Origin of the sequence: Cellulomonas sp., assembly GCF_965229465.1 — a bacterium.
GTDB lineage: Bacteria > Actinomycetota > Actinomycetes > Actinomycetales > Cellulomonadaceae > Cellulomonas.
This window is the reverse complement of record NZ_OZ245882.1, coordinates 1,624,987-1,646,133: the sequence shown is the minus strand read 5'-3', so window position 1 is coordinate 1,646,133 and position 21,147 is coordinate 1,624,987. Positions and strand designations below refer to the sequence as shown.

Annotated in this window: 21 protein-coding genes and 1 riboswitch; of the genes, 17 read left to right on the top strand and 4 right to left on the bottom strand. The window is 72.1% G+C overall.

All coding sequences use genetic code 11. The features are described 5' to 3' along the window. Positions 1–24 precede the first annotated feature (24 nt). The 4 genes from ACO06A_RS07965 (at position 25) to ACO06A_RS07950 (ending at position 4,183) form a co-directional block, all read left to right on the top strand. The gene (locus ACO06A_RS07965) at positions 25–996 is read left to right on the top strand and encodes an aldo/keto reductase (protein ID WP_421735476.1); all 972 of its coding nucleotides are present in this window, start codon (positions 25–27) and stop codon (positions 994–996) included. After that, complete coding sequence (locus ACO06A_RS07960) at positions 993–1,850, top strand: NAD-dependent epimerase/dehydratase family protein (RefSeq protein WP_421735475.1); 858 nt, start codon at positions 993–995, stop codon at positions 1,848–1,850. The genes ACO06A_RS07965 and ACO06A_RS07960 overlap by 4 nt, the downstream gene beginning before the upstream one ends. Before the next feature lie 126 nt (positions 1,851–1,976). Beyond that, complete coding sequence (locus tag ACO06A_RS07955; RefSeq protein ID WP_421735474.1) at positions 1,977–3,008, top strand: semialdehyde dehydrogenase; 1,032 nt, start codon at positions 1,977–1,979, stop codon at positions 3,006–3,008. Continuing rightward, complete coding sequence (locus tag ACO06A_RS07950) at positions 3,005–4,183, top strand: NAD(P)/FAD-dependent oxidoreductase (RefSeq protein WP_421735473.1); 1,179 nt, start codon at positions 3,005–3,007, stop codon at positions 4,181–4,183. The genes ACO06A_RS07955 and ACO06A_RS07950 overlap by 4 nt, the downstream gene beginning before the upstream one ends. Before the next feature lie 167 nt (positions 4,184–4,350). Here the strand turns inward: ACO06A_RS07950 and ACO06A_RS07945 are convergent, their stop codons facing one another. Then, positions 4,351–7,698 carry a discoidin domain-containing protein gene (locus ACO06A_RS07945; RefSeq protein ID WP_421735472.1) on the bottom strand — a complete coding sequence of 1,116 codons (3,348 nt, stop codon included), beginning with the start codon at positions 7,696–7,698 and terminating at the stop codon, positions 4,351–4,353. Positions 7,699–7,987: 289 nt separating this feature from the next. Here ACO06A_RS07945 and ACO06A_RS07940 point away from each other — a divergent pair, with 289 nt between their 5' ends. The 9 genes from ACO06A_RS07940 to ACO06A_RS07900 all read left to right on the top strand — a co-directional run bounded on the left by ACO06A_RS07940 (position 7,988) and on the right by ACO06A_RS07900 (position 13,037). Next, on the top strand, positions 7,988–8,566 hold the full coding sequence (locus tag ACO06A_RS07940; RefSeq protein ID WP_421735471.1) for a 1-acyl-sn-glycerol-3-phosphate acyltransferase: 579 nt from the start codon (positions 7,988–7,990) through the stop codon (positions 8,564–8,566). A 59-nt stretch (positions 8,567–8,625) separates the two neighbouring features. After that, complete coding sequence (locus tag ACO06A_RS07935) at positions 8,626–9,216, top strand: DinB family protein (protein WP_421735469.1); 591 nt, start codon at positions 8,626–8,628, stop codon at positions 9,214–9,216. Then, complete coding sequence (locus ACO06A_RS07930; RefSeq protein WP_421735468.1) at positions 9,209–9,655, top strand: SRPBCC family protein; 447 nt, start codon at positions 9,209–9,211, stop codon at positions 9,653–9,655. Before ACO06A_RS07935 ends, ACO06A_RS07930 begins: the two co-directional genes overlap by 8 nt. 36 nt (positions 9,656–9,691) lie before the next feature. Then, entirely contained in the window at positions 9,692–9,862 is a 171-nt protein-coding gene (locus ACO06A_RS07925; RefSeq protein WP_056086725.1) for a CsbD family protein, read from the top strand. Positions 9,863–9,983: 121 nt separating this feature from the next. Continuing rightward, the gene (locus ACO06A_RS07920; RefSeq protein WP_421735467.1) at positions 9,984–10,643 is read left to right on the top strand and encodes an ArsR/SmtB family transcription factor; all 660 of its coding nucleotides are present in this window, start codon (positions 9,984–9,986) and stop codon (positions 10,641–10,643) included. Position 10,644: 1 nt separating this feature from the next. Then, on the top strand, positions 10,645–10,833 hold the full coding sequence (locus ACO06A_RS07915) for a hypothetical protein (protein WP_421735466.1): 189 nt from the start codon (positions 10,645–10,647) through the stop codon (positions 10,831–10,833). 33 nt (positions 10,834–10,866) lie between these two features. Then, positions 10,867–11,424: a GyrI-like domain-containing protein gene (locus tag ACO06A_RS07910; protein ID WP_421735465.1), complete on the top strand. Its 558-nt coding sequence runs from the start codon at positions 10,867–10,869 to the stop codon at positions 11,422–11,424. 177 nt (positions 11,425–11,601) lie between these two features. Next, entirely contained in the window at positions 11,602–12,177 is a 576-nt protein-coding gene (gene sigK, locus ACO06A_RS07905; RefSeq protein ID WP_421735464.1) for an ECF RNA polymerase sigma factor SigK, read from the top strand. After that, a complete protein-coding gene (locus ACO06A_RS07900) occupies positions 12,174–13,037 on the top strand; it encodes an anti-sigma factor domain-containing protein (protein ID WP_421735463.1) in 864 nt (287 codons plus the stop codon). The genes sigK and ACO06A_RS07900 overlap by 4 nt, the downstream gene beginning before the upstream one ends. 295 nt (positions 13,038–13,332) lie before the next feature. Here ACO06A_RS07900 and ACO06A_RS07895 read toward each other — a convergent pair whose 3' ends face one another. After that, positions 13,333–14,013: a fasciclin domain-containing protein gene (locus tag ACO06A_RS07895; protein WP_421735462.1), complete on the bottom strand. Its 681-nt coding sequence runs from the start codon at positions 14,011–14,013 to the stop codon at positions 13,333–13,335. Between the two features lie 143 nt (positions 14,014–14,156). Here ACO06A_RS07895 and ACO06A_RS07890 point away from each other — a divergent pair, with 143 nt between their 5' ends. The 3 genes from ACO06A_RS07890 to ACO06A_RS07880 all read left to right on the top strand — a co-directional run bounded on the left by ACO06A_RS07890 (position 14,157) and on the right by ACO06A_RS07880 (position 16,944). Next, positions 14,157–16,019 (top strand): cytochrome c biogenesis protein DipZ, encoded by a 1,863-nt coding sequence (locus ACO06A_RS07890; protein ID WP_421735461.1) that lies wholly within the window; start codon positions 14,157–14,159, stop codon positions 16,017–16,019. A 121-nt stretch (positions 16,020–16,140) separates the two neighbouring features. Then, positions 16,141–16,215: riboswitch (cyclic di-GMP riboswitch) on the top strand. 16 nt (positions 16,216–16,231) lie between these two features. Next, positions 16,232–16,384, top strand: a complete 153-nt coding sequence (locus tag ACO06A_RS07885; protein WP_421735460.1) for a hypothetical protein — start codon at positions 16,232–16,234, stop codon at positions 16,382–16,384. Positions 16,385–16,566: 182 nt separating this feature from the next. Next, a complete protein-coding gene (locus ACO06A_RS07880) occupies positions 16,567–16,944 on the top strand; it encodes a hypothetical protein (protein ID WP_421735459.1) in 378 nt (125 codons plus the stop codon). A 28-nt stretch (positions 16,945–16,972) separates the two neighbouring features. On the opposite strand, the gene ACO06A_RS07875 is transcribed toward ACO06A_RS07880, so the two are convergent. Continuing rightward, positions 16,973–19,513, bottom strand: a complete 2,541-nt coding sequence (locus ACO06A_RS07875; RefSeq protein ID WP_421735458.1) for a flippase-like domain-containing protein — start codon at positions 19,511–19,513, stop codon at positions 16,973–16,975. Between the two features lie 149 nt (positions 19,514–19,662). Between ACO06A_RS07875 and ACO06A_RS07870 the strand changes: the two genes are divergently transcribed. After that, the gene (locus ACO06A_RS07870; protein ID WP_421735457.1) at positions 19,663–20,253 is read left to right on the top strand and encodes an HdeD family acid-resistance protein; all 591 of its coding nucleotides are present in this window, start codon (positions 19,663–19,665) and stop codon (positions 20,251–20,253) included. On the opposite strand, the gene ACO06A_RS07865 is transcribed toward ACO06A_RS07870, so the two are convergent. After that, entirely contained in the window at positions 20,250–21,086 is an 837-nt protein-coding gene (locus ACO06A_RS07865; protein WP_421735456.1) for a CPBP family intramembrane glutamic endopeptidase, read from the bottom strand. The genes ACO06A_RS07870 and ACO06A_RS07865 overlap by 4 nt on opposite strands. Positions 21,087–21,147 lie beyond the last annotated feature (61 nt).

Below are 21,147 nucleotides of genomic sequence, written 5' to 3'. Positions count from 1 at the left end.
GACCCCCCGTGATGGGATGGCGTGATGAAGCAGCCCGACTACGCCCCTGGTCAGTCCGCCTGGATCCGTGACCTCGGCCCCACGGGCCTGAAGGTCTCGGCCGTCTGTCTCGGCGGTGGACCCCTCGGCAGCATGCCGGCGCTCTTCGGCCGGGACGTCTCTGCCGACGAGGGCGTCGCCACCGTGCTGGCCGCCCTCGACAGCCCGATCCGGTTCATCGACACGTCCAACGGCTACTCCGACGGCGAGAGCGAGCGCCGGATCGGCGCCGCCCTGGTCGAGGCCGGCGGCGTCCCCGAGGGCGTCGTCATCGCCACCAAGGTGGACCCGTCCGGCCGCGACTACTCGGCGGACCGCGTGCGTGCGTCGGTGGCGGAGAGCCGCGAGCGCCTGGGCCTCGACCACCTGCCGCTGGTGCACCTGCACGACCCGGAGTCGTTCGACTTCGCGGAGATGTCCGCACCGGGCGGCCCGGTCGAGGCGCTCGTGCGCCTGAAGGAGGAGGGGCAGGTCGGCGCGATCGGCCTGGCGGGCGGCCGGGTGCAGGAGATCGCGAAGTACCTGGACCTCGGCGTCTTCGACGTCCTGCTGGTGCACAACCGCTGGACGCTCGTGGACCGCAGCGCGGGTCCGCTGCTGGACGAGGCGGTCCGGCAGGGGATGGGGATCGTCAACGCGGCGGTCTACGGCGGCGGGATCCTGGCGTTCCAGTCCGGCGGGCCGACCAGCTACGGCTACCGCCCGGCACCACCCGAGACGCTCGCGGCGGTCGACGCGATGCGAGGGGTGTGCGCCGACTTCCATGCCGACCTGGGCACCGCCGCGCTCCAGTTCTCGCTGCGCGACCCCCGGATCGCCTCGACGATCGTGGGCATGAGCCGCCCCGGCCGCGTCGCCCGCACCCTCGACCTGGCCTCGGAGCCGCTGCCGCCGGCGCTGTGGCCCGCGCTCGAGGCCCTGGTCCCGCCGTCGCACGTGTGGTTGGACGCGTCATGAGCCGCGTCGTGGTGACGGGGGGCAGCGGCAAGCTCGGTCGTGCGGTCGTGGCGCACCTGGCCGAGCACGGGTACGACGTGGTGAACGTGGACACGGTCCTGCCGCCGGAGGGTCAGCAGGCGGTGTTCAGCCGGGTCGACCTCACCGACCTGGGCCAGGTGACCGAGGCGCTGACCGGCATCGACGACCGGTACGACGGCGTCGACGCCGTGGTGCACCTCGCCGCGATCCCCGCGCCGGGCCTGCGCCCGAGCGGCGCCACGTTCGCCAACAACGTCGTCGCCACCCACCACGTGTTCAGCGCCGCGCGCCGGGCGGGGATCAAGAACGTCGTCTGGGCGTCCAGCGAGACCGTCCTCGGGCTGCCCTTCGAGACGCCCCCGCCGTACGTCCCGGTCGACGAGGAGTACGCGGTCCGCCCGGAGAGCACGTACTCGCTGGGCAAGGCGGTCGAGGAGGAGATGGCCCGGCACTTCACGCGGTGGGACCCCGAGCTCAAGCTCTTCGGGCTGCGGTTCTCCAACGTGATGGACGTCGCCGACTACGCCGCGTTCCCGGGCTTCGCGGACGACCCCCGCAGCCGGATCTGGAACCTCTGGGGCTACATCGACGCCCGCGACGGGGCGCTGGCCGTCCGGCTCGCGCTGGAGAGCGACCTGCGTGGTTTCGAGGCGTTCATCATCGCGTCGCCGGACACCGTGCTGGAGCGGCCGTCGGCGGAGCTCGTCGCCGAGTACTTCCCGGACGTGCCCGTGAGGCGGCCGATCGAGGGCCGCGAGACGCTGCTGTCCATCGACAAGGCCCGCCGCCTGCTGGGCTACGACCCGCAGCACACCTGGACCACGGAAGTGTGAACCTGCGGGTGAACCCACCCGCAGGTCATCCCACCGACACATCCGCTTGCTTGGCTTCCCCCTGTATCTCCGTGGTGCGTTCGCGCCCCTTCGGGGCACAGACCACCCGCCACAGGGGAGCAACCGATGAGCACCGCTGCACCGTTCGCTTTCCTGGTCCATCCGCGAGGCCGCATCGCGGAGGACCTCGCGCGGATCTGGCGGCCCCTGGGTCGCGTGCCCGAGGGGATCGTCGAGACCGCCGTCCGGCGCCTCCCGCTCCCGCCGTACGCGATGTCCCGGATCCTGCTCGACGACCGGCCGGTGGGCCACGTGGTGCTCGTCCCGTTCGGGGCCAGGCACCTGCTGTCCGAGCCGCACGAGGGCCGCGCGCGCGTCGGTCGGGCGATTGACCACGCCGCGCGGCTCGGCGCCGGCATCGTCGGCCTCGGCGCGCTCACGGCGACGGTCACCGCGGGCGGCGCCACCCTGCGCGGTCGCACGGACATCGGCGTCACCAACGGCAACGCGTACACGGCCGCGATCGTCGAGGACCAGCTGCTGGACCTGGTCGCGGACCTGTCCGACCGGCGCGTGGCCGTCGTCGGCGCCACGGGGTCGGTGGGCACCACGCTGGTCCGCCTGCTCGCCGCGGGCGGCTCGGTCGACTCCCTCCTGCTGGTCGCCCGCGGGGCGGTCAAGCTGGAGGCCCTGGCTGCGGAGGTCGGGGGACGGGTGCCGACGACCACCTCGACCGACCTCCACGACGTGCGCGGATGCGACGCCGTGGTGCTGCTGACGGCGTCGGCCGACGCGCTGCTCGGGGCCGAGCACCTGGCGCCGGGCGCTCGGGTGCTGGACGCGACGCAGCCCCGGAACACCTCCCCCGACCTCGCGGCGGCGCGGCCCGACGTGACGCTGGTGGACGGCGGGGTCGTCGAGATCCCCGGCATGCACCTGCGCGGCGGGGACATCGGGCTGCCGCGCGGCCAGGCGTACGCGTGCTTCGCGGAGACCTTCCTGCTCGGGCTGGCCGGGCACGTCGGCCACTTCTCGACGGGCGTGCCGACGCTCGACCACGTGTCGCACCTCCGGACACTGGCCGACCGGTTCGAGCACCACGGGTTCACCGCAGCCGCACCGGCCAGCTTCGGCCGGCCGTTGGCGGGTGTGCGTTGAAGCGCGTCGTCCTGCTCGGGGGCGGCTACGTCACCCTGCACGCGTACGGCGCGCTCGTGCGGCGGCTGCGCGGAGCCCTGCGGCGCGGTGAGGTCGAGATCGTCGTGCTCAGCGCCGACACCGTGCACAACTTCCACGGGTTCACCGGTGAGGTGGTCGCCGGGCTGCTGCCGATCGCGCTGACGCAGACGCCGCTGACCGAGGCGATGCCGCGCGCCCGCGTGCTGCACGCCCGGGTCACGCGGGTGGACCTCGTCGCGCGGCGGGTGCACTACGCCGGGGTCGACGGGGACGAGGACCTGGCCTACGACGCGCTCGTCGTCGGGACGGGCGGGCGCGAGCCCCTGGACGCGGTCGACGGGCTCGCGGTTCGAGGGCTGACCCTGCGCGGCCCCGGCGACCTCGCCGAGCTGCTCCAGAGGGTGCGCGTGGTGGACGGTCCCGTGGTGGTCGTCGGCGGCGGGCTCGCGGGGGTCGAGCTCGCCGCCGCGCTCGCGGCACGGGTGCCGCAGGTGGTGCTGGTGCAGTCGGCGGACCGGGTGGTGCCCGCGCTGCACGACGAGCAGCCCCGACTGGCCGCGCGCTGCGCGACCGAGCTGACGCGGCTCGGCGTCGACGTCCGCACGGGGGTGCGGGTGGTGGCGGCCGAGGACGGGTCGGTCACCCTGTCCGACGGGTCGGTGGTCCGCACGCACACCGTCCTGGCCACCACCGGGCAGCGCGCGGTCGCCCTGCCCGGTCTCGAGCGGCTGCCCCGCGACGACGTCGGACGCCTGGTGACCACGCGGGAGCTGCTCGTCGCGCCGGACGTCTGGTCCGCGGGCGACGCGGCGTCGGTCGCCCACCCACGCAGCGGTGTCCCGGTGACCGCCAACGCGCTGTGGGCGATCAAGGCGGGCGACCAGGTGGGCCGCAACGTCGCCCGCGCGCTGGCGGGCCGTCCGGGCCGGCAGTTCCGGTACCTCGGGCTCGGGCAGGCGGCGTCGTTCGGGGTCGGCCGGGGCGTCGCGGACCTGTACGGGTTCCCGCTCACCGGGTGGGTGGCGTGGGTGATGCGGGTCGGGTTCTTCGTGCGGTTCATGCCGACGCGCTCGCGCGCGGTGCGGGTGCCGGGGGAGCTCCTCCGTCGCGCACGGGCGGCTCAGCCCCCGGCGCGCCTCGCCGTCACGCGTTGACGAGAACGGCAGCTCCCCGCGAGAACGGCAGTTCGACGTGCCGTTCTCGCGGGAGACGCACGTTCTCGCGCCGGCACCGGTGCGACGACGGACGGTCGGGACCGCACACCGACCGTCCGCCGTCGCCCGCCCGGGCCCCTCGGGAGGCCCGGGCGAACCGTGGGTGACTAGTTGCGGTTGATGGTGAACGTCGACGTGGTGTTCTTGATGTCCTGCGCGTTGTTGCTCAGGCGCAGGTTGGTGAACGTCACCGAGCCCACGGCCGGTCCCTGACCCTGTTCGGGCATCTCGTTGACCCAGATGGCGAACCCGGACTTGGCGTCCCAGGCGTCCCCGCTCTTGCGAGCACCCGTGATCGACACGTTGGTGAACGTGGTGTCGGTGATGGGGTTCTGCGGCTGCGTGGGGCTCGTGTAGTTGGTCTGGAACATGATCCCGGAGTAGGTCGGGTCGACGATGTCCACGTCGCTGACCCGGATGCCCTGGAACTTCTTCGACGCGGAGAACACCCAGATGGCGGGGAACGTCTGGTTGCCCCAGAAGTGGCCGCCGGCCCGCACGATCGAGATGTTCTGGAAGCTCGTCGGCGCCGCGGAGCCGAACTCGTCCATCGGGTACCCGAAGTCGAGCGAGCTGATCGTGATGCCGGAGTACACGAGCGTGTCCGCGATGTAGATGTTCCGGAACGTGTTCCCGTACCCGCCGTAGACCGCCAGGCCCGCCGCACGCCACGTGACCAGCGACGTCAGGTTCTCGTAGACGTTGCCGGTCTGGCCCGTGCCGCCCGCGTCGGTGGCCGCGAACAGGGCGAACGAGTCGTCACCCGTGCCGCGCGCCTCGATGTTGGCCACGCGGTTGTTGGCGCTGCCGTTGGTCATGTTGATGCCGTCGGCGAACGTGTTCCGGATGCGCGAGTCGGTGATGGTGCTGTTGTCCATGTTGGACGCCCAGAACATGCAGATCATGTGCTCGACCCAGAGGTCGTCCACCGTCATGTTCGACACGTTGGTGAAGTCCAGCACCTTGCCCGGGCCGTCGATCCGCGACGTGTAGTTGCCGAAGTAGGCGAACCCCCGGAACTTCGACCCGTTCGACGACGCCTCCGCACGGAAGCCGACGTCGGTGTTCTCCTGGCCCGTGGGCGCGAAGAACCGTGTGAACCAGGGGCCGGCGCCGACGATGTCGACCGCCTTGCCGTACACCTGGAACTTGCTCGACGTGGAGTAGTCACCGGCGGGCAGGTACACGCCCTTGACCGTCCCGGTGGTGTCCATGCGGGCCTTGTCGAGCGCGTTCTGCACGTCCTGGTGCGTGAACCCGGTGGGCTGCACGTACTGCGCCGGGTTCGGGTTCGGGTCAGCCGTCGCCAGCTCGGTGTTGATGAAGTCGATCGTCACCGGCTGCGGGTTGCTGGCCGTGCGCTGCAGGCGGATGGTCGCGCCGGCAGGGACCGTGGTGCCCAGCAGCGTGCTGGCCTCGTCGTAGATGTGCCGCGGTCCTCCGGAGCCGGGCTGGTTGTTGGGGTTGGTCTCGTTGCCGTAGAGCCACGCGAACCGCGACGACAGGTCGAGGCGCTTGAGGTAGGTGCCGTTGACGAAGATGTCGATGCTGCCCGACTGGCCCGTGCCGGCCGCGTTGTCCGGGATGGAAAACCGCGTGACCAGCGTGTTCGTCGGGTTCTTCGTCGTCCACTCGACGTACGACCCCGTGGCGCTCAGTGTCGCCGCGCGACGACCCGACGCCTCGCCGGCGAGGTCGCCGACTGTGCGGTTGGGGCCGACGAGCACCGCCCCGCCGCCCGTGCGACCGTCCTCGGACTCGTACATGTCGAACGGCAGACGCGCGCCGCGGCCGACGAAGATCCCGGCTGAGACCACGTTGTTCGCCTGCTTGCCGGGCACCTCCGTGGAGTCGGCGGCGACCGCGCTGGACACGTCGTACGTGCCGTTGCCGGCCGTCCAGGTGCCCAGGGTCACGGTCCCGCTGGTCGCCCCGGCGGCGATCGCGCCGCTGTTGGAGCCGGTGAGCGTCTTGACCACGGTGCCCGTCGTCGAGTCCTTGATGGTGACCGTCAGTCCGTGCGCGGCGGTCGACGTGGCGATGTTGCCGTTGTTGGCGACCGCCCCGGTGAACGTGACGACCGCACCGGCCGCCGGGTTGCTCGGCGACCAGCTGACGACGGGGACCAGGTCCGAGCTCGCCACGGGCGCCACGACCAGCTTGGTCGGGTTGCTGTACGCGTTGTTGGACTCGTTCTGCTCGACCACGGTGTTCGCCTGGTCGGCGGTGGCGCCGATCGTGTACGAGCCGGCGGCGCGGGCGCCGATGCTTCCCGTCACCGTGGCGGTGGCACCGGGGTTCAGAGCGCCGACGTTCGCGTTGACGACGTTCTGGCCGTCCACCTGGAAGGCGAGCGTGGTGGCAGCCGATGCCGAGGTGCCGATGTTCTTCACCGTCGCGGTGAGCGTGACGGGCGTCGACTCGGTCGCGTTCGCCGGGCCGGTGACGCCGGTGACCGTGAGGTCGGGGTTCGGGGCTGCTGCGCCGAACACCTGGAGCTCCGCCACCTGACCGTTGCCCGCGCCGGTGTTGCCGGTGAACACGAGGCGGACGTCGGTGGCGGTGCCGCTGACGGGCACGGTGACCGTGTTGCCGGTCGAGGGGCTGAACGCACGGGCGGCCGAGGGCGCCAGTGTGGAGAACGCCCCGGTGCCGGTGCGGCCCTCCACCGAGAACGTCTGGGCGCGGTTGCCCCACGCGCCGTCAGGGTTGAGCTTGACCGTCACGGCCGAGAGCTGGCTGGCCGAGGCGAGCGTGACGGTGAGGGTGCCCGGGTACTGGCCGCCGGCACCCTCCCAGTAGGTGCCGAGGTTCCCGTCCACCGCGTTGCCGGCGACGTAGGTCCACTCGGTGGAGGACGCGGCGATGGGCCTGCTGAGCGCGAGGTTCTGGCCGGTCGGCGAGGGCGTCGGCGTCGGCGTGGGAGTCGGCTCGCTCGTGCCGTAGACCTCGAGCTCCGAGAGCTGCCCGGCCGGCCAGCCGGTGTTGGCCGTGATGCTCAGCCGCACGAACCGCACGGAGGTGTCGGCGACGTCGACGTTCACCGTGTTGGCGGCGCCCGGGTCGAACGTGTAGCCCGTCGACGCCTTCAGGGTGGTGAACGTCGAGCCGTTGGTGGAGCCCTGCACGGTGAGGGTCTGCGTGCGCGCTCCCCAGGCGCCCGTCGGCAGCTTGAGCGTCAGGTCGGTGACCGTGGCGGCTGTGCCGAGGTCCACCTGCACCCACTGCGGGAACTGGTTGTTGGCCGACTCCCAGTAGGTGCCCTGGTTGCCGTCCGTGACGTTGCCGGCGCCGTAGACGTCGACGGTGGTGCTGGCGGTGGCCGGCTTGCCCGCGGCGAGGTTCGGGCCGGCCGCGATCGCTCCCTGCGCGAAGACCGCGAGGCCGAGCGGTGCGACCAGCGCCGCCGTGGCGGTGGCCACGACGGCGAGCCTGACGTTCCTTCTCATGCTCATGAGGTGGCTCCTCGTTCTCCCGCCGGGGGCGGGGTCGATACCGAGTGCGCTGCCCGTGTCTCGAGCGCCCGACGCTGGACGCAGGGGCCGGACCGGCGGAGGGGCGTCGGTGCCCCAGGGCCGAGTAGTGCCAGGAGTCGCACAACTTTGTGCGTGCTGACTGTCGAATTCTTGCGAGGTGGTGACCAGACACTACGAACGGTCACCCGCACAGTCAAGGGATCGTCGAAAGACTGCACACGAGGGTGTGACTCGGACCCGGGCTGATCGCTCAGGTACGGTCCGGGACGTGACGCTCCGACGGACCCTGGCCCGCGCCTACTGGCGCCTGAGCCGCTGGACCCTGCAGACCGAACGCGTGCCGGTGGACGGCGCCGGCCTGCTGATCGGCGCACCGCACACGTCGAACTGGGACTTCATCCTCATGCTCGCGATCAGCAACGAGGCGGACCTGACCGTCAAGTGGCTCGGCAAGCACCAGCTGTTCCGCGGACCCGCAGGCCCGGTCATGCGCGCGCTCGGCGGCATCCCGGTGGACCGCCGCGACCCCGCCGGCCTGGTCGACGAGCTCGTGGCGCGGATCCAGGGCGGCGACCGCTTCTACCTCGTCGTCACCCCCGAGGGCTCGCGCAGCGGCTCCGGCTGGAAGTCGGGGTTCTACCGGATCGCCCGCGCGACGGACCTGCCGGTGACGCTCGGCTACGTCGACCGGACCACCATGACGGCCGGCCTCGGCCCGACGCTGCGCCTCACCGGTGACGTCACGGCGGACATGGACCAGGTGCGCGCGTTCTACGCCGACAAGGCCGGCTTCGCTCCGTCCCGGCGGACCGAGCCGCGCCTGCGGGAAGAGACCGCCGCCGACTGAGTGTCACAGGGCTTCGCTACGGTCGGGGCGCAGCCGACCCCCTTGTGAGGAGCCCTGGCATGGATGACTTCGACTGGTCGATCCTGAGCGTGCCGACGCCCCGCGCGGTGGTCCGCGGGCAGCTGGAGTTCTCCTGGTGGGAGCTCGGGCGCCGCCTGGAGACCGTGACGCAGGACGAGTTCGAGTGGGAGCCGGCGCCGGGCGCACTGAGCGTCCGGCGGCGCACGGAGTCCACGGCTCCCCGCACGTTCGGCGTGGGCGAGTGGGTGGTGGAGTGGCCCGAGGGTCCGGACCACCCCGGCCCACGGACCGTCGCGTGGCTGGTCGCGCACCTGACCGAGGTGCTCACCGAGCGGTACGACTGGACGTTCGGCGCCCACGAGGCCAAGCGGCCGACGCTGACCTACTCGGGCGAGGTCGGACCGGCCGTCGCGGAGCTCACGCGGGTGGCCGACGCCTGGCGCGCGGGGATCGCGGGGATGTCCGACGATGAGATCTTCACGGTCGGCCTCAGCCAGGCCACCGAGATCGATGCGCAGTCGCCGTTCGCGCACCTGGTGGCGCACATCAACCGCGAGATCATCCACCACGGGTCGGAGATCTTCACGCTCACCGACCTCTATCGCGTCCGGGGAGGCGCACATGTCTGAGAACCATGTCGCTCGAGCGTCCGTCGACATCCCCGCACCGGCCGACACCGTCTGGGACACCCTGGTCGATCCCGAGGCCACCTGGATGATGGGAGCCCGCGTGTCCAGCACCTACGTGGTCGGCGTGCCCATCACGTTCGACGGCGAGTGGGACGGCAGACCGTTCCAGGACCACGGCGAGATCCTCGAGGTCGACCGGCCACGGCGCCTGCGCTACACGCACTACTCGCCACTGAGCGGGCAGCCGGACGTCCCCGAGAACTACCACCACCTGACGTTCACCTTCGACGAGAACCACGGGTCCACGAGCGTCACGCTCGAGCAGGACGGGAACGGTTCTGCCGAGGAGGCGTCGCACGCGACCGCCAACTGGGAGCAGGTGCTGGCCGCGCTGCGCGACGCCGTCGTTGCGGATGCGGAGCGCGCAGGACCGTCGTAACGTCGAGGAGTTGCCAACCCGAGAGGAGTGATTCTGATGGGTCTCGACGACAAGATCAGCAACGCTGCGGAAGAAGCCAAGGGCAAGGTCAAGGAAGCGGCCGGCAAGGCGACTGACGACGAGCGTCTCGAAGCAGAGGGCAAGGGCGATCAGGCCAGCGCGAACGTGAAGCAGGCTGGCGAGAACATCAAGGACGCGTTCAAGTGATCTGACCCGTCCCCGCAGTACGCGAAGGCCCCCACCACGGCGGTGGGGGCCTTCGTCGTTCACAACAGCTCTTTCGCAATAACCCTTGCGCAACGAGCGTTGCGCGTTCTACAGTCACACCATGAGCACCGAGCAGAGCACCGAGATCCGGCTGAGCCGGAGCGACCCCGAGCGGATCCGCGCGCTGGCGCACCCGCTGCGGCTCGCACTGCTCGAGTACCTCGACGACACCGGCGAGGCCACCGCCACCCAGTGCGCCAAGCACACCGGTGAGTCGGTGGCCAACTGCTCGTTCCACCTGCGCCTGCTGGCCCGCTACGGGTTCATCGAGCCCGCCGAGCCCCGCGGACGCGAGCGGCCGTGGCGCCCCAGCGCCCACCGCGAGCAGTTCGTGCCCGACGAGTCGGTCCCCGGGTCCGTGCGCGCGGTCGTGGAGCTGGCCGAGGTCGCCGTCCGCCAGGAGGCCGAGGGCTTCATCAGCTTCCTGCACGAGCGCGCCGACCGAGGCGAGGAGCTGGTCGGCCGGTCGCTGCCGGCGTCGATGACCAAGGACACCTTCTGGGCGACGCCCGACGAGACGGACGCCCTGCTCCACGCGATCGGTGCCCTGCTCGAGCCGTACGTCGCCCGCATGAAGGACGCCTCGACGCGTCCCGCGGGTGCCCAGCTCATGCGCTGGTTCGCCACCAGCCACCCCGACATCGCGGTCGATCCCGCACCCGGTCCGGAGGCGCCCGACGCCCCCCACCCGCTCGCTCCCGACTCATCCGAGGAGGCGTGACATGGTCGCGCTGACGTACGACGTGCGCACCGTGCGCATCCCGATCCCCCGACTGATCCTCCGCTCCTCCCGTGCGCGGCTCGCCCGCCCGGCTCCCGTGCCTGCCGAGTCTTGGCAGCACACCGAGCGCCGGGCCCACGAGCAGCGTCGCGAGGCGCACCTCGACGCGGCCGTCGCCCTGCGCCGGTGACCGGACGGTCGTAGCCTCGGGCCAGGAGGTCCGATGACAGGCTCGACGGTGGTTCCCGTGCTCGTGGACCGCCCCGCGGTGCCCTACGTGGGCATCAGCGCGGCGGTCACCCCGGGCACCTTCGGGCGGGCCGCCGGCGGTTTCCCGGAGCTGTTCGCCTGGCTCACGGCGCACAGCCTGCACCCGGCCGGTCCGCCGTTCTTCCGGTACTCCGTGGTCGATCCGGAGCACGGCATGGTCGTCGAGGCCGGCGTACCGCTCGCCGAGGCCGTGCACTGGACGGACGGGGGCGTCGTCACCGGCGTCCTGCCCGCCGGCCGATACGCGGTGACCAGCCACGTCGGCCCGCCCGACGAGCTGGCGCAGGTGACCGCGGGCATGCAGGCGTGGGCCGCGGCCGAGGGGCTCCGGTTCGATCGCTGGGACACCCCCGAGGGTGAGGTCTGGGGGTGCCGGCTCGAGCTCCAGCTGACCGACCCGCTGATCGAGCCCGAGATGGCGCGGTGGGAGACGCAGCTGGCGCTCCGGCTCGCCGACGACGAGCCCGCCGCCGGCACCGGCGGCGACCTCGGAGACCTCGGGCTGCTCTGAGCCATCCGTGCGGGCGTCGGCGCCGAACCACTGCTGACCCATCCGACCCGACGGACGACGGACCCGATGTCCCTGCCTCAGCTGTCGACCCCACCGGTGTGCCTCCCCGGGCACACCGGTCTGCGGCGCGCGACCGCCGAAGGGCGAGCGGCGATGCGGTGGGGCACACTGGCCCGCGTGGAGCGAGGACCGGACGAGGCTGACGCGCCCCGCTCCGCCGAGTCCCTGCTCGCGGACGTCGGGCAGGGCGACGACTCGGCCTTCGCCGCCCTCTACGACACGCTCGGCCGCGGGGTCTTCGGCACCTGCCTCGGCGTCCTGCGGGACCACGACCACGCCGCGGAGGTCGCGCAGGAGGTTTGGGTCGAGGTCTGGCGCACCGCCGCCCGGTTCGACGCCACCCGTGGGTCGGCCCGCACCTGGACGCTGACGCTCGCCCACCGGCGGGCCGTCGACCGCGTCCGTGCGGTACAGGCCCAGCGCGACCGTGACCAGCGGGTGCTCGACGGGAGCGCCGAGCGGGAGTTCGACGTCGTCGCGGACGAGGTCGAGTCCGCCCTCGAGCAGGTCCGCGTCCGCGACTGCCTGGGCACCCTGACGTCCACCCAGAAGCAGGCCGTGGTCCTCGCGTACTACGGCGGCCGGACCTACCGTGAGGTGGCCGACGAGCTCGCCGCGCCGCTGCCCACGGTGAAGAGCCGGATCCGGGACGGCCTGCTCCGCCTGCGCGACTGCCTGGGGGTGACGTCATGACGATCTCCGACGACGACGCCCGCTCCCTGCTCGGCGCCTACGCGCTGGACGCCGTGGACCCCGACGAGCGCGCGGTCGTGGAGCAGCTCGTCGCCACCGACCCCGAGGCCGCCGCCGATCTCGCGCAGCTCGCCGCCGTCGCGGCGACCCTGGGCGACGCCGTCGCCGGCGAACCCCCGGCCGCGCTGCGCGCCTCGGTCCTGGCTGCGATCGCCGACGTCTCGCAGCTCGGCCCGCTCGCCGGTCCGCGCCACGCGGTGACGGACGCTCCGGCGGGTCCCGCGTCCGTGTCCGGTGACGCCCCCGCGTCGCCCGAGGGCCCCCGACCGTACGACGCCGCAGCGCCTGCCGACGCCGCTGTGCCTGCCGACGCCCCGGAGCAGGGCGTCACGAACCTCGCCGACCGCCGGCGCCCGTCCCGCACGCGCTGGCTCGCCGTCGCGGCGGCCGTCGTCATCGGCGCCGCCGTGCCCACCGCGCTCGCGGTGCAGCAGGCGCAGCGAGCCACCGAGGCCGAGCAGCAGCAGCAGGCGCTCGCCGACCTGCTCACCGACCCGTCGGCCGTCGTCGTGCACGGAGACGTCACCGGCGGCGGCACCGCGACCGCGATCCTCACCGACGACCGCGCCCTCTTCAGCGCGACCGGCCTGCCGGACCCCGGCGACGACAAGGCGTACCAGCTCTGGGTCGTCGACGCCGACGGCGCCGCCTCGGCGGGCGTGCTGGCTGACGACGCCGGCTCCGTCCGCCAGCTCGCCGACGACTACTCCGCGGGCGCCGCCCTGGCCATCACCATCGAACCGGCGGCCGGCTCCACGCAGCCGACGACGGACCCGCTGGTCGTCCTCTCCGCCACCTGACGGCCCGCGTCCCCGCGAGCTCGGTGCTCCGCGTCGAGCTCGGCTGCTCGAGCCACCGAGCTGGGCACCGACCACCGAGCTCGACACCGAGAAGGTGAGGTCGTGAGTTCGCGACGAGGTCGTCAGTCGCAGCTCACGACCTCGTCGCCGACTCACGACCTCGTCGGCACCACAGGTGCGGGTCCGGACGCGACGAAGCCCCCTCGCCGTACCCTGCGAGGGGGCTCCGCTGCTCGCCCGCTGACCGGGCGAGCGTAGACGGGCCGACCGCCGCAGCGACCGGCCCGTCGGGTCGTCACATCGTCGGCATGAGCACCGAGTCGATGAGGTAGACGGTCGCGTTGGCGGTGTGGACGCCGCCGCAGATGACGTTGGCGCCGTTGACCATCATCGAGTCGCCGGAGCCGGTGACCTCGACCGTCCCGCCCTGGACGGTGGTCTGCGTGCCCTCGACCATGGCCGGCGACAGCTGCCCGGGCACCACGTGGTACGTGAGGATCGAGGAGAGCGTCGCGGAGTCGGTCTTCAGGGACTCGATGGTCGCGGGGTCGATCTTGGCGAACGCGTCGTCGACCGGCGCGAACACCGTGAACTCGGCACCGTTGAGGGTGTCGACGAGGTTGACGTCGGGGTTGAGCTGCCCGGACACGGCCGCGACGAGGGTGGTCAGCAGCGGGTTGTTCGACGCGGCCACGGCGACCGGGTCGGTCGACATGCCGGTCACCGAGCCGGGGCCGTCGGGGACGGCGGCGGCGTAGTCGGCACAGCCGGGGCCGACGAGGTCGGCGGCCGGGTCGGCCGTCATCATGTCGTCCTCGGTCGCCATGTCCGACGGCGTCTCCATGGGCGTCTCCATGGCCGACGAGTCGGAGCCGGCGGTGTCGTCGGCCGCGCCGGAGCTGCAGGCGGTCAGGGCGAGGCCCGTGACGCCGGCGAGCAGGACGGCGGCGATGCGGGTGCGGTTCGTGGTGCGCATGGTGACTCCTTCGAATGTGGTCCGGGTGGGGTACCCGCCCGGTCATCTCGGGGGTGGTTCGGGGCCGCCGGGGGAGCGGATGGGTGGGACTTCTGACGAGTTCGTGGACCCATCCGTCGAGGTCGCCGCGGCGAACTCCCGCCATGGACCTGCTCACGCTCGCGCTCATCGGCCTCGTCGGTGGCCTCATCACCGGCATCTCGCCGTGCATCCTGCCCGTGCTGCCCGTGGTGTTCTTCGCGGGCGGCGTGCAGGGGGCACGCGCCCGACCATCCGCCACGACGAGGACGACGAAGGGCGCCGCCGGCTCGGTGGGGGCGATGGCCCAGCCGTCGTTCCTGTCGAGCGGCAGCACGTGGACGCCCGGTGGCGTCGCCACCCTAGAACCACCCGCGGAGGTGACGGCCACGCGCGACAAGGCTTCCGCCCGCCGTCCCTACCTGGTCATCGCCGGCCTGGTCACCAGCTTCACGCTGGTCACCCTCGTCGGCACGGTGCTGCTCAACCTCCTCGGGCTGCCGCAGGACCTGCTGCGCTGGGCGGGCATCGCGGTGCTGGCCCTGCTGGGCGTCGGCCTGCTGGTGCCCAAGTTCGAGGAGGTCCTGGAGCGCCCGTTCCAGCGGCTGACCCCGAAGCGCGCGCCGGGTGCCGGCCGCGGCGGCTTCGTGCTGGGCCTGGGGCTCGGCGCGGTGTACGTGCCGTGCGCGGGGCCGGTGCTGGCGGCGATCACGGTGGCCGGTGCGACGGGATCGGTCGGCCCCGGCACGGTCGTCCTGACGGTGTCGTTCGCGCTGGGCGCGGCGATCCCGCTGCTGATCCTGGCGCTGGCTGGCCGTCGGGTGGCCGAGCGCATCGCCGCGTTCCGCACGCACCAGCGGGGGATCCGCGCGGCGGGCGGGGTGCTGATGGTCGCGCTGGCCCTGGCGCTGGCGTTCAACCTCACCGACGCGATCCAGCGCGCGCTGCCCGGCTACACGGAGCAGCTCCAGGCGAAGGTCGCCGCCAACGAGACCGTGCGCGAGCAGCTGGACCTGGGCGGGCTGGTCACGGACGAGAACCGGCAGCTGGCCGAGTGCAGCAACAACTCGGCCGAGCTCGAGGACTGCGGACCCGCGCCGGCCATCCGAGGCATCGACACGTGGCTGAACACCCCGGACGGCGCCCCGGTGGACCTGGCGGACCTGCGCGGCAAGGTGGTGCTCCTCGACTTCTGGGCGTACTCCTGCATCAACTGCCAGCGCTCGGTCCCGCACGTGACGGCCTGGGAGGAGGCCTACGGCGACGACGGCCTGGTGGTGATCGGGGTGCACACCCCCGAGTACGCGTTCGAGCGCGAGACCCGCAACGTCGTCGACGGTGCCGAGCGGCTGGGCATCACGTACCCCGTGGCGCAGGACAACGCGTACGCCACGTGGACCGCCTACCGGAACCGGTACTGGCCGGCCCACTACCTGATCGACGCCGACGGACAGATCCGCCAGGTGTCGCAGGGCGAGGGCGGCTACGCCCAGACCGAGACCCTGATCCGGGAGCTGCTGACCCAGGCGGACCCGGGGGTGACCCTCGGCGCGAGGACACAGGTGGACGACACCACCCCGGTGGCCGACGTGACGCAGGAGACCTTCCTGTCGGTGAGCAAGAAGACCAACGTCGCCGGCGAGTACCGCGAGGGCGAGGCGACGTACACGCTCCCCGGGGACCAGCCGGCGGACACGGTCGCGCTCGGCGGGACGTGGACCACCGACTACCAGGGTGCGACCGCGGGACCCGACGCGCAGCTGCGCCTGCGGTACCACGCCGAGGTCGTGCAGGTGGTCCTCGGCGGGACGGGGGCTGTCACGGCCACGGTGCGCGACGAGGACGGGAGGGTCGTGGACCGGGTGGAGCTGGCGGTGGACGGCTCGCCGCGGGCGTATGCGCTGGTCGACGACGATTCAGTGCGGAGCGGCACGGTCGAGCTGACTGCGCAGTCGGGAGTCCAGGCCTTCTCGTTCACCTTCGGGTGAGCGGCGACGAGCGTGGAGCCCCCGCTCAGATACGCCCGAGCGGGTGAAAAGGGCGTATGTCCGGTTCTGGTTGCGGTGACACGCTTCCACGAACTCTCATGTTGCTCTAATGTCGGACTTGTCAGCGAAACGGCAAACCCTCTGCAAGGAGGGGACGCAAAGCCACGGGACCTACATGGTCAGCCGGGCTACCGAACAGACAGGACAGTTCCATGGACCAGCGTGGGTACTCAGCGGACCCTTCCGACACCTCCAACGTCACCCCGGTGATCCCGGCTCTGCGCGTCACCGCGTGGGCTGGACTGGCCGCGCGCCGCAGCGTCATCGAGCTGGTGCCGGCCCAGCGTGAGCACGCGGCCGCCTGAGTTCAGGCGCCGCAACCCTCTTCCCAGAACCCCTCGGACCGTGATGGTCCGGGGGGTTCTGTGATGCCGCAGGTCAGCGCGGCGGAGGCGCGCGTGGAGGGGTGCTGTTTGCGTGGGATGTCCGATACTGTCGGACGCGAGCGAGCTCGCCGCTCGGGGGGCTGCCGTCGAGAGAGGTTGAGATGAACAGCTTCTTGGATTGGTTCTGGCTGCTGGTCTACTGGTTCCTGTTCTTCGCGTACCTCGTGATCCTCTTCCAGATCCTCGGCGACCTGTTCCGCGACCGTGACCTCGGCGGCTTCGCCAAGGCTGTCTGGATCATCGCGCTGGTCTTCCTACCGTTCCTCACCGCGCTGGTCTACGTGATCGCCCGCGGCAAGGGCATGGCGGAGCGGCAGCTCGAGGCTGTCCAGCAGGCGAAGTCCGACACCGACAGCTACATCCGGCAGGTGTCGGGCAAGTCCCCTGCGGAGAACATCGCGGACGCCAAGGCGCTCCTCGACGCCGGCACCATCGACGCGGGCGAGTTCGCGACCCTCAAGGCCAAGGCTCTCGCCTGACCGTGTGACCGCTCTCCAGAGGGCCGGCCTACAGCTCGCCGGTCCTCTGGAGCACGCGCATGGCCACCCAGCCGAGCGGGATGCGCAGCCAGTAGGTGGCCACCCGGAACAGCACGGCGATCGACGTCGCGATACCGGGGTTGATGCCGGTGATGAAGGTGAGCGTGCTGGCGAGGGACAGCTCGATCGTGCCCATGCCGCCGGGGGTCGGGACGAGGGCGCCCGCCGTGTTGCCGGCCAGGTAGACCAGCGCCACCTGGATGAGCGTGGCGTCCTGGCCGAACGCGGCGAGGCTGGCGTCGAACGCGAAGATGAAGCCGAGCGTCATGAGCAGGTTGCCGCCCACGGCCAGCGCCAGCCGCCAGGGCTGACCGAGCACCTCGATGAGTCGCGGCCACGTCTGGCGCAGGGTCGGCATGGTCTTGGCGAGCACCCACTGACGCACCTTGGGCACCAGGAGGGCCGACGCGACGAGCGCGGCGACGATCCCCAGGACGAGCAGGACGACGGGTGAGACCGGCAGCGCCGACTCCTTGTTGCCGGACGCGATGGTCAGGACCAGCAGCAGACCGAGCGTGACGACGAACTGGCTCACCTGGACGAGTGCGACCGTGGCCGCGGCGAGGGTCGTCGACACCCCGCGCTTGGTGAGCATCCGCAGGTTCAGCGCGGCCGGTCCGATGCCGGCGGGGGCGGCCAGACCGACGAAGGTCGCGGCGGTCTGCACGAGCGTGGCCCGCCACAGCGGCAGCTTGACCGGCGAGAACGCGACGAACGCCAGCGCGGCCCCGACGAGCGTGACGAGCCCGAGCACGAACGCGACGACCGTCCAGCGCCAGTCGCCGGCCGCGAGCGCGGAGGTGATCTCGTCGACGTTGATGCTGGTGATGACGAAGACGATCGCGATGATCGGCACGACGATCGTCAGCACGGTGCGGGCGCCGAACCGGACCAGCTGCTGCGGCTCCACGTCGGCCTCGGGGAGCCGGGCCACGAGCGCCGATCGCAGCTCCGCCAGCACCTTCTTGTCCGCGCGCATCTCGTCGCGGGTCAGCCGGGGCAGCGTGATCGTCTGGAGCAGGGGGCCGATCGCGGCGACGTGCTCGGCCGGGACCACGGTCGCCGCCGACTCGAGCGCGCGCGTGGCACCGACCCGCAGGGCGAGCAGGGCGACCAGCTGGGTGACGTCCATGCGGCGGGCCAGCTCGGAGGAGGCGACGTCGCCCTGCTCCCAGCTGGTCAGCCAGACGACAGGGCGGCCGACGACCATCTCGACCAGCAGGACGTCGCTGGTCAGCGAGCGGTGGGCGATCCCGGCGTCGTGCGCGAGCTGGAGCTGCGACCAGAGCTCGTGGAGGACCTCGTCGGTGAGCTCCTCGGTGGCCAGGTCGCTCAGCGGGACCGCGTGCCCGGGGCGCTCCTGGACCAGCAGCATGGAGTCGTCGGCCTCGGCGATGCTCAGCAGCTTGGGGGTGCGGACGCCGGCGGCGCGTGCGGCGTAGGCGAGCAGGGCGGTCCGCTCGGCCGCCTGCCGCAGGGACACCACCGAGCGCCCCTCGATCCCGCGCAGCCGCAGCGACCGCCACAGCCGGGTCAGCATGCCGACCACCTGCCGGTCGCCGTCCACGACCACCAGGTCCAGCTCGTCGCCGTCGTCGGTCGTCAGCTCGTACACGCGGTGGTCGGTCGACCGGGTGAGCGCCCGGGCCGCGGAGTCACCGTCCAGCTCGTCGGCCCCGGCCTCGGACTCGGCCTCCGTCGTCGCGTCCGCCACCCGGCTCAGCTGGACGGGTTCGAACCCGGCGCGCCGCACGCCGGCCACCAGGCTCGCCCCGTACGCACGCTCCGACTGCACGCCGGACAGGTAGCGCACCCCGAGGCCCGTCACGCGGCCGACCAGGAACGAGACGGCCAGCCCCGGCAGCGAGACCCCGGCGGTGATGAGCAGCACGCCGACCGCGACCCAGATGAGGTTCCACGACCACTTGACCGTCCGGCGGCGACCGCGCGGGCCGACGACCGTGAGCAGGGCGACCAGCAGCGCGACGTACCCGGGGAGCGTGACCACCCACTGGCCGTCCGACCGGATCGACATGCCGACCACGAGCTCTTCGGACCCGAGCGTGGTGATCGCCCAGTAGACGCCCGCGTTCAGGGCGAGGGCGGCCAGCGCGGCGACCAGGCCCTCGACCAGCTGCCGGCCGAGCCGGCGGATCGCGAGCTCGGTGATGACCGCGAGGGGGACCGCGACGATGACGAAGCCCTCGAGCAGGGTGACGGGGACGAAGAGGATCTGCTTGAGCAGGGTGGCGAAGCCCTGGACGTCCTCCGCCACCCCGGTGGTGGTGTTGTGGGCGTACGTCGCCAGCACGAGCACGAGCGCGATGCCGAGGGCGGACAGCACGGTGCCCAGCAGGTCGCTCGGGTGGTGGACGCGGACGGTGGGGACGTCGTGGATCACGACCTCGCGTGCAGGATCCGCTGCCACCTCGGCAGGCTCCGCGGGCGCGACGACGTCCGTGGGCGCAGCGGCGTCTGCCGCTGCGCGACTGGCGGGCGTCGCGGGCATAGGGGCGAGTCTAGGCAGCCACGCGGGACCTGCCCGGTAGGGCGCGTGACCTGCCGCGACGGTCGCGCGCGCGTCGGGGCGCTTCGTCCGGATCCTCCCGCTAGCGTGAGGATCAGGATCCCGTCGTTCCCAGCCCTGTGGAGGCCCCGATGTCCGACGACCTGACCACCGCTGACGTCTCGTCCGCGCTCCGCCGGATCTGGTGGCTCCCGATCCTGCGCGGCGTGGTGCTGGTGATCCTGGGGCTGTTCATGCTGGTGCAGCCGCTCGGCACGGTGAAGGCGCTCGTCTGGGTGTTCGGGATCTTCGCGATCATCGACGGGCTGGTGGCCATCGCGCAGTGGCTGGGCAACCGCAAGGAGCCCGGCGCCGGCTGGTGGCTGATCTCGGGCCTCGTCGGCATCGCGTTCGGCGTGACCGCGGTGGTGTGGACGGGGCCGACCGCGCAGGTGATCTTCTACCTGATCGCGCTCTGGGTGCTGGTGCTCGGCGTCCTGTCGGTGATCGCCGCGGTGGTCCTGTACCGGTCGCGGGACATCGGCTGGTACTGGGTGCTCACGTTCGGCCTGATCGCGTTCCTGTTCGGGCTGCTGCTGATCATGAACCCGCAGACCTCGGTGAGCGTCATCGTCGTGCTGCTGGGCCTGTACGCGTTCGTCGGCGGCGTGGTGCTGATCGTCAGCGGCTTCGCCACCAAGCAGCTGGCCAAGCAGCTCGACAAGGGGTCGGCCACGATCTAGTTCAGCCCGATCGCCGCGAGCCACGCCGCAGGGACGAGCGCGTAGCCGACGAACACGACCATGTCCATGATCGTGTGCGCCATGACGAGCGGCATCACGCGTCGCTTGCGCCGGTAGTACTCGGCGAACAGCAGGCCCATGATCGCGTTCCCGACGAACGCGCCCCAGCCCTGGTACAGGTGGTACGAGCCGCGCAGGAGGGCGCTGGCCACGACGATCGCCGGCGCGCTCCACCGCAGCTCGCGCAGCCGCTCCATGAGGTAGCCGACGACGATGACCTCCTCGAGCAGCGCGTTCTGCAGCGCAGCGAGCAGGAGCACGGGGATGGTCCACCAGGCCGCGTTCAGGGCGGACGCCTGCACCTCGACCGCCAGCCCGAGCGCCCGCGCCGCCGCGTACAGGCCGAGCCCCGGGATGCCGATGAGCGCGGCCAGGCCCACGCCCACGGCGAGATCCCGCCAGGGGCGCGTGAGCTCGAGCCCGATGCGCCGCACCGCCGACCTCCCGTTGGCCGAGAGCAGGTAGAGGGCCAGCGCGACGGGGACCAGCGCGAAGCCGATCTGCAGCAGCTGGTAGGTGAGGTCGAGCCACGGGCGCGGTGAGCGGCTGGGGTTGAGCGTGGTCGACTGGTCCGCCAGCGGGGGACCGGCGGTGAGCCGGTCGATGATGTTGACCACCGCGTACAGCCCGGACCTGCCCAGCGACAGGCCGAGGACGATCCAGATCTCGGTGGTGAGCCGGCGGCGGTACGCGCGCTGGCTGGGCGGCGGGGCCGTGAGCACCGGCGCCGCGAGCTCGTCCGGGGTCGCGTCGGCGGGCGTCGGCGCAGTCATGGCTCGCAGCGTAGGCCGCACACCTGGACGTCGGCTGGATCCGACCTGAACTTCCCCCTTG

Excerpts from the sequence above, each read along its gene's own strand:
- ACO06A_RS07865 (WP_421735456.1), bottom strand. The coding sequence starts at position 21,086 with ATGACTGCGCCGACGCCCGCCGACGCGACCCCGGACGAGCTCGCGGCG.
- ACO06A_RS07890 (WP_421735461.1), top strand. The coding sequence starts at position 14,157 with ATGGACCTGCTCACGCTCGCGCTCATCGGCCTCGTCGGTGGCCTCATC.
- ACO06A_RS07870 (WP_421735457.1), top strand. The coding sequence starts at position 19,663 with ATGTCCGACGACCTGACCACCGCTGACGTCTCGTCCGCGCTCCGCCGG.
- ACO06A_RS07925 (WP_056086725.1), top strand. The coding sequence starts at position 9,692 with ATGGGTCTCGACGACAAGATCAGCAACGCTGCGGAAGAAGCCAAGGGC.
- ACO06A_RS07875 (WP_421735458.1), bottom strand. The coding sequence starts at position 19,513 with ATGCCCGCGACGCCCGCCAGTCGCGCAGCGGCAGACGCCGCTGCGCCC.
- ACO06A_RS07910 (WP_421735465.1), top strand. The coding sequence starts at position 10,867 with ATGACAGGCTCGACGGTGGTTCCCGTGCTCGTGGACCGCCCCGCGGTG.
- ACO06A_RS07955 (WP_421735474.1), top strand. The coding sequence starts at position 1,977 with ATGAGCACCGCTGCACCGTTCGCTTTCCTGGTCCATCCGCGAGGCCGC.
- ACO06A_RS07885 (WP_421735460.1), top strand. The coding sequence starts at position 16,232 with ATGGACCAGCGTGGGTACTCAGCGGACCCTTCCGACACCTCCAACGTC.
- ACO06A_RS07930 (WP_421735468.1), top strand. The coding sequence starts at position 9,209 with ATGTCTGAGAACCATGTCGCTCGAGCGTCCGTCGACATCCCCGCACCG.
- ACO06A_RS07920 (WP_421735467.1), top strand. The coding sequence starts at position 9,984 with ATGAGCACCGAGCAGAGCACCGAGATCCGGCTGAGCCGGAGCGACCCC.
- ACO06A_RS07880 (WP_421735459.1), top strand. The coding sequence starts at position 16,567 with ATGAACAGCTTCTTGGATTGGTTCTGGCTGCTGGTCTACTGGTTCCTG.
- ACO06A_RS07900 (WP_421735463.1), top strand. The coding sequence starts at position 12,174 with ATGACGATCTCCGACGACGACGCCCGCTCCCTGCTCGGCGCCTACGCG.
- ACO06A_RS07895 (WP_421735462.1), bottom strand. The coding sequence starts at position 14,013 with ATGCGCACCACGAACCGCACCCGCATCGCCGCCGTCCTGCTCGCCGGC.
- ACO06A_RS07965 (WP_421735476.1), top strand. The coding sequence starts at position 25 with ATGAAGCAGCCCGACTACGCCCCTGGTCAGTCCGCCTGGATCCGTGAC.
- ACO06A_RS07915 (WP_421735466.1), top strand. The coding sequence starts at position 10,645 with ATGGTCGCGCTGACGTACGACGTGCGCACCGTGCGCATCCCGATCCCC.
- ACO06A_RS07935 (WP_421735469.1), top strand. The coding sequence starts at position 8,626 with ATGGATGACTTCGACTGGTCGATCCTGAGCGTGCCGACGCCCCGCGCG.
- ACO06A_RS07960 (WP_421735475.1), top strand. The coding sequence starts at position 993 with ATGAGCCGCGTCGTGGTGACGGGGGGCAGCGGCAAGCTCGGTCGTGCG.
- ACO06A_RS07945 (WP_421735472.1), bottom strand. The coding sequence starts at position 7,698 with ATGAGCATGAGAAGGAACGTCAGGCTCGCCGTCGTGGCCACCGCCACG.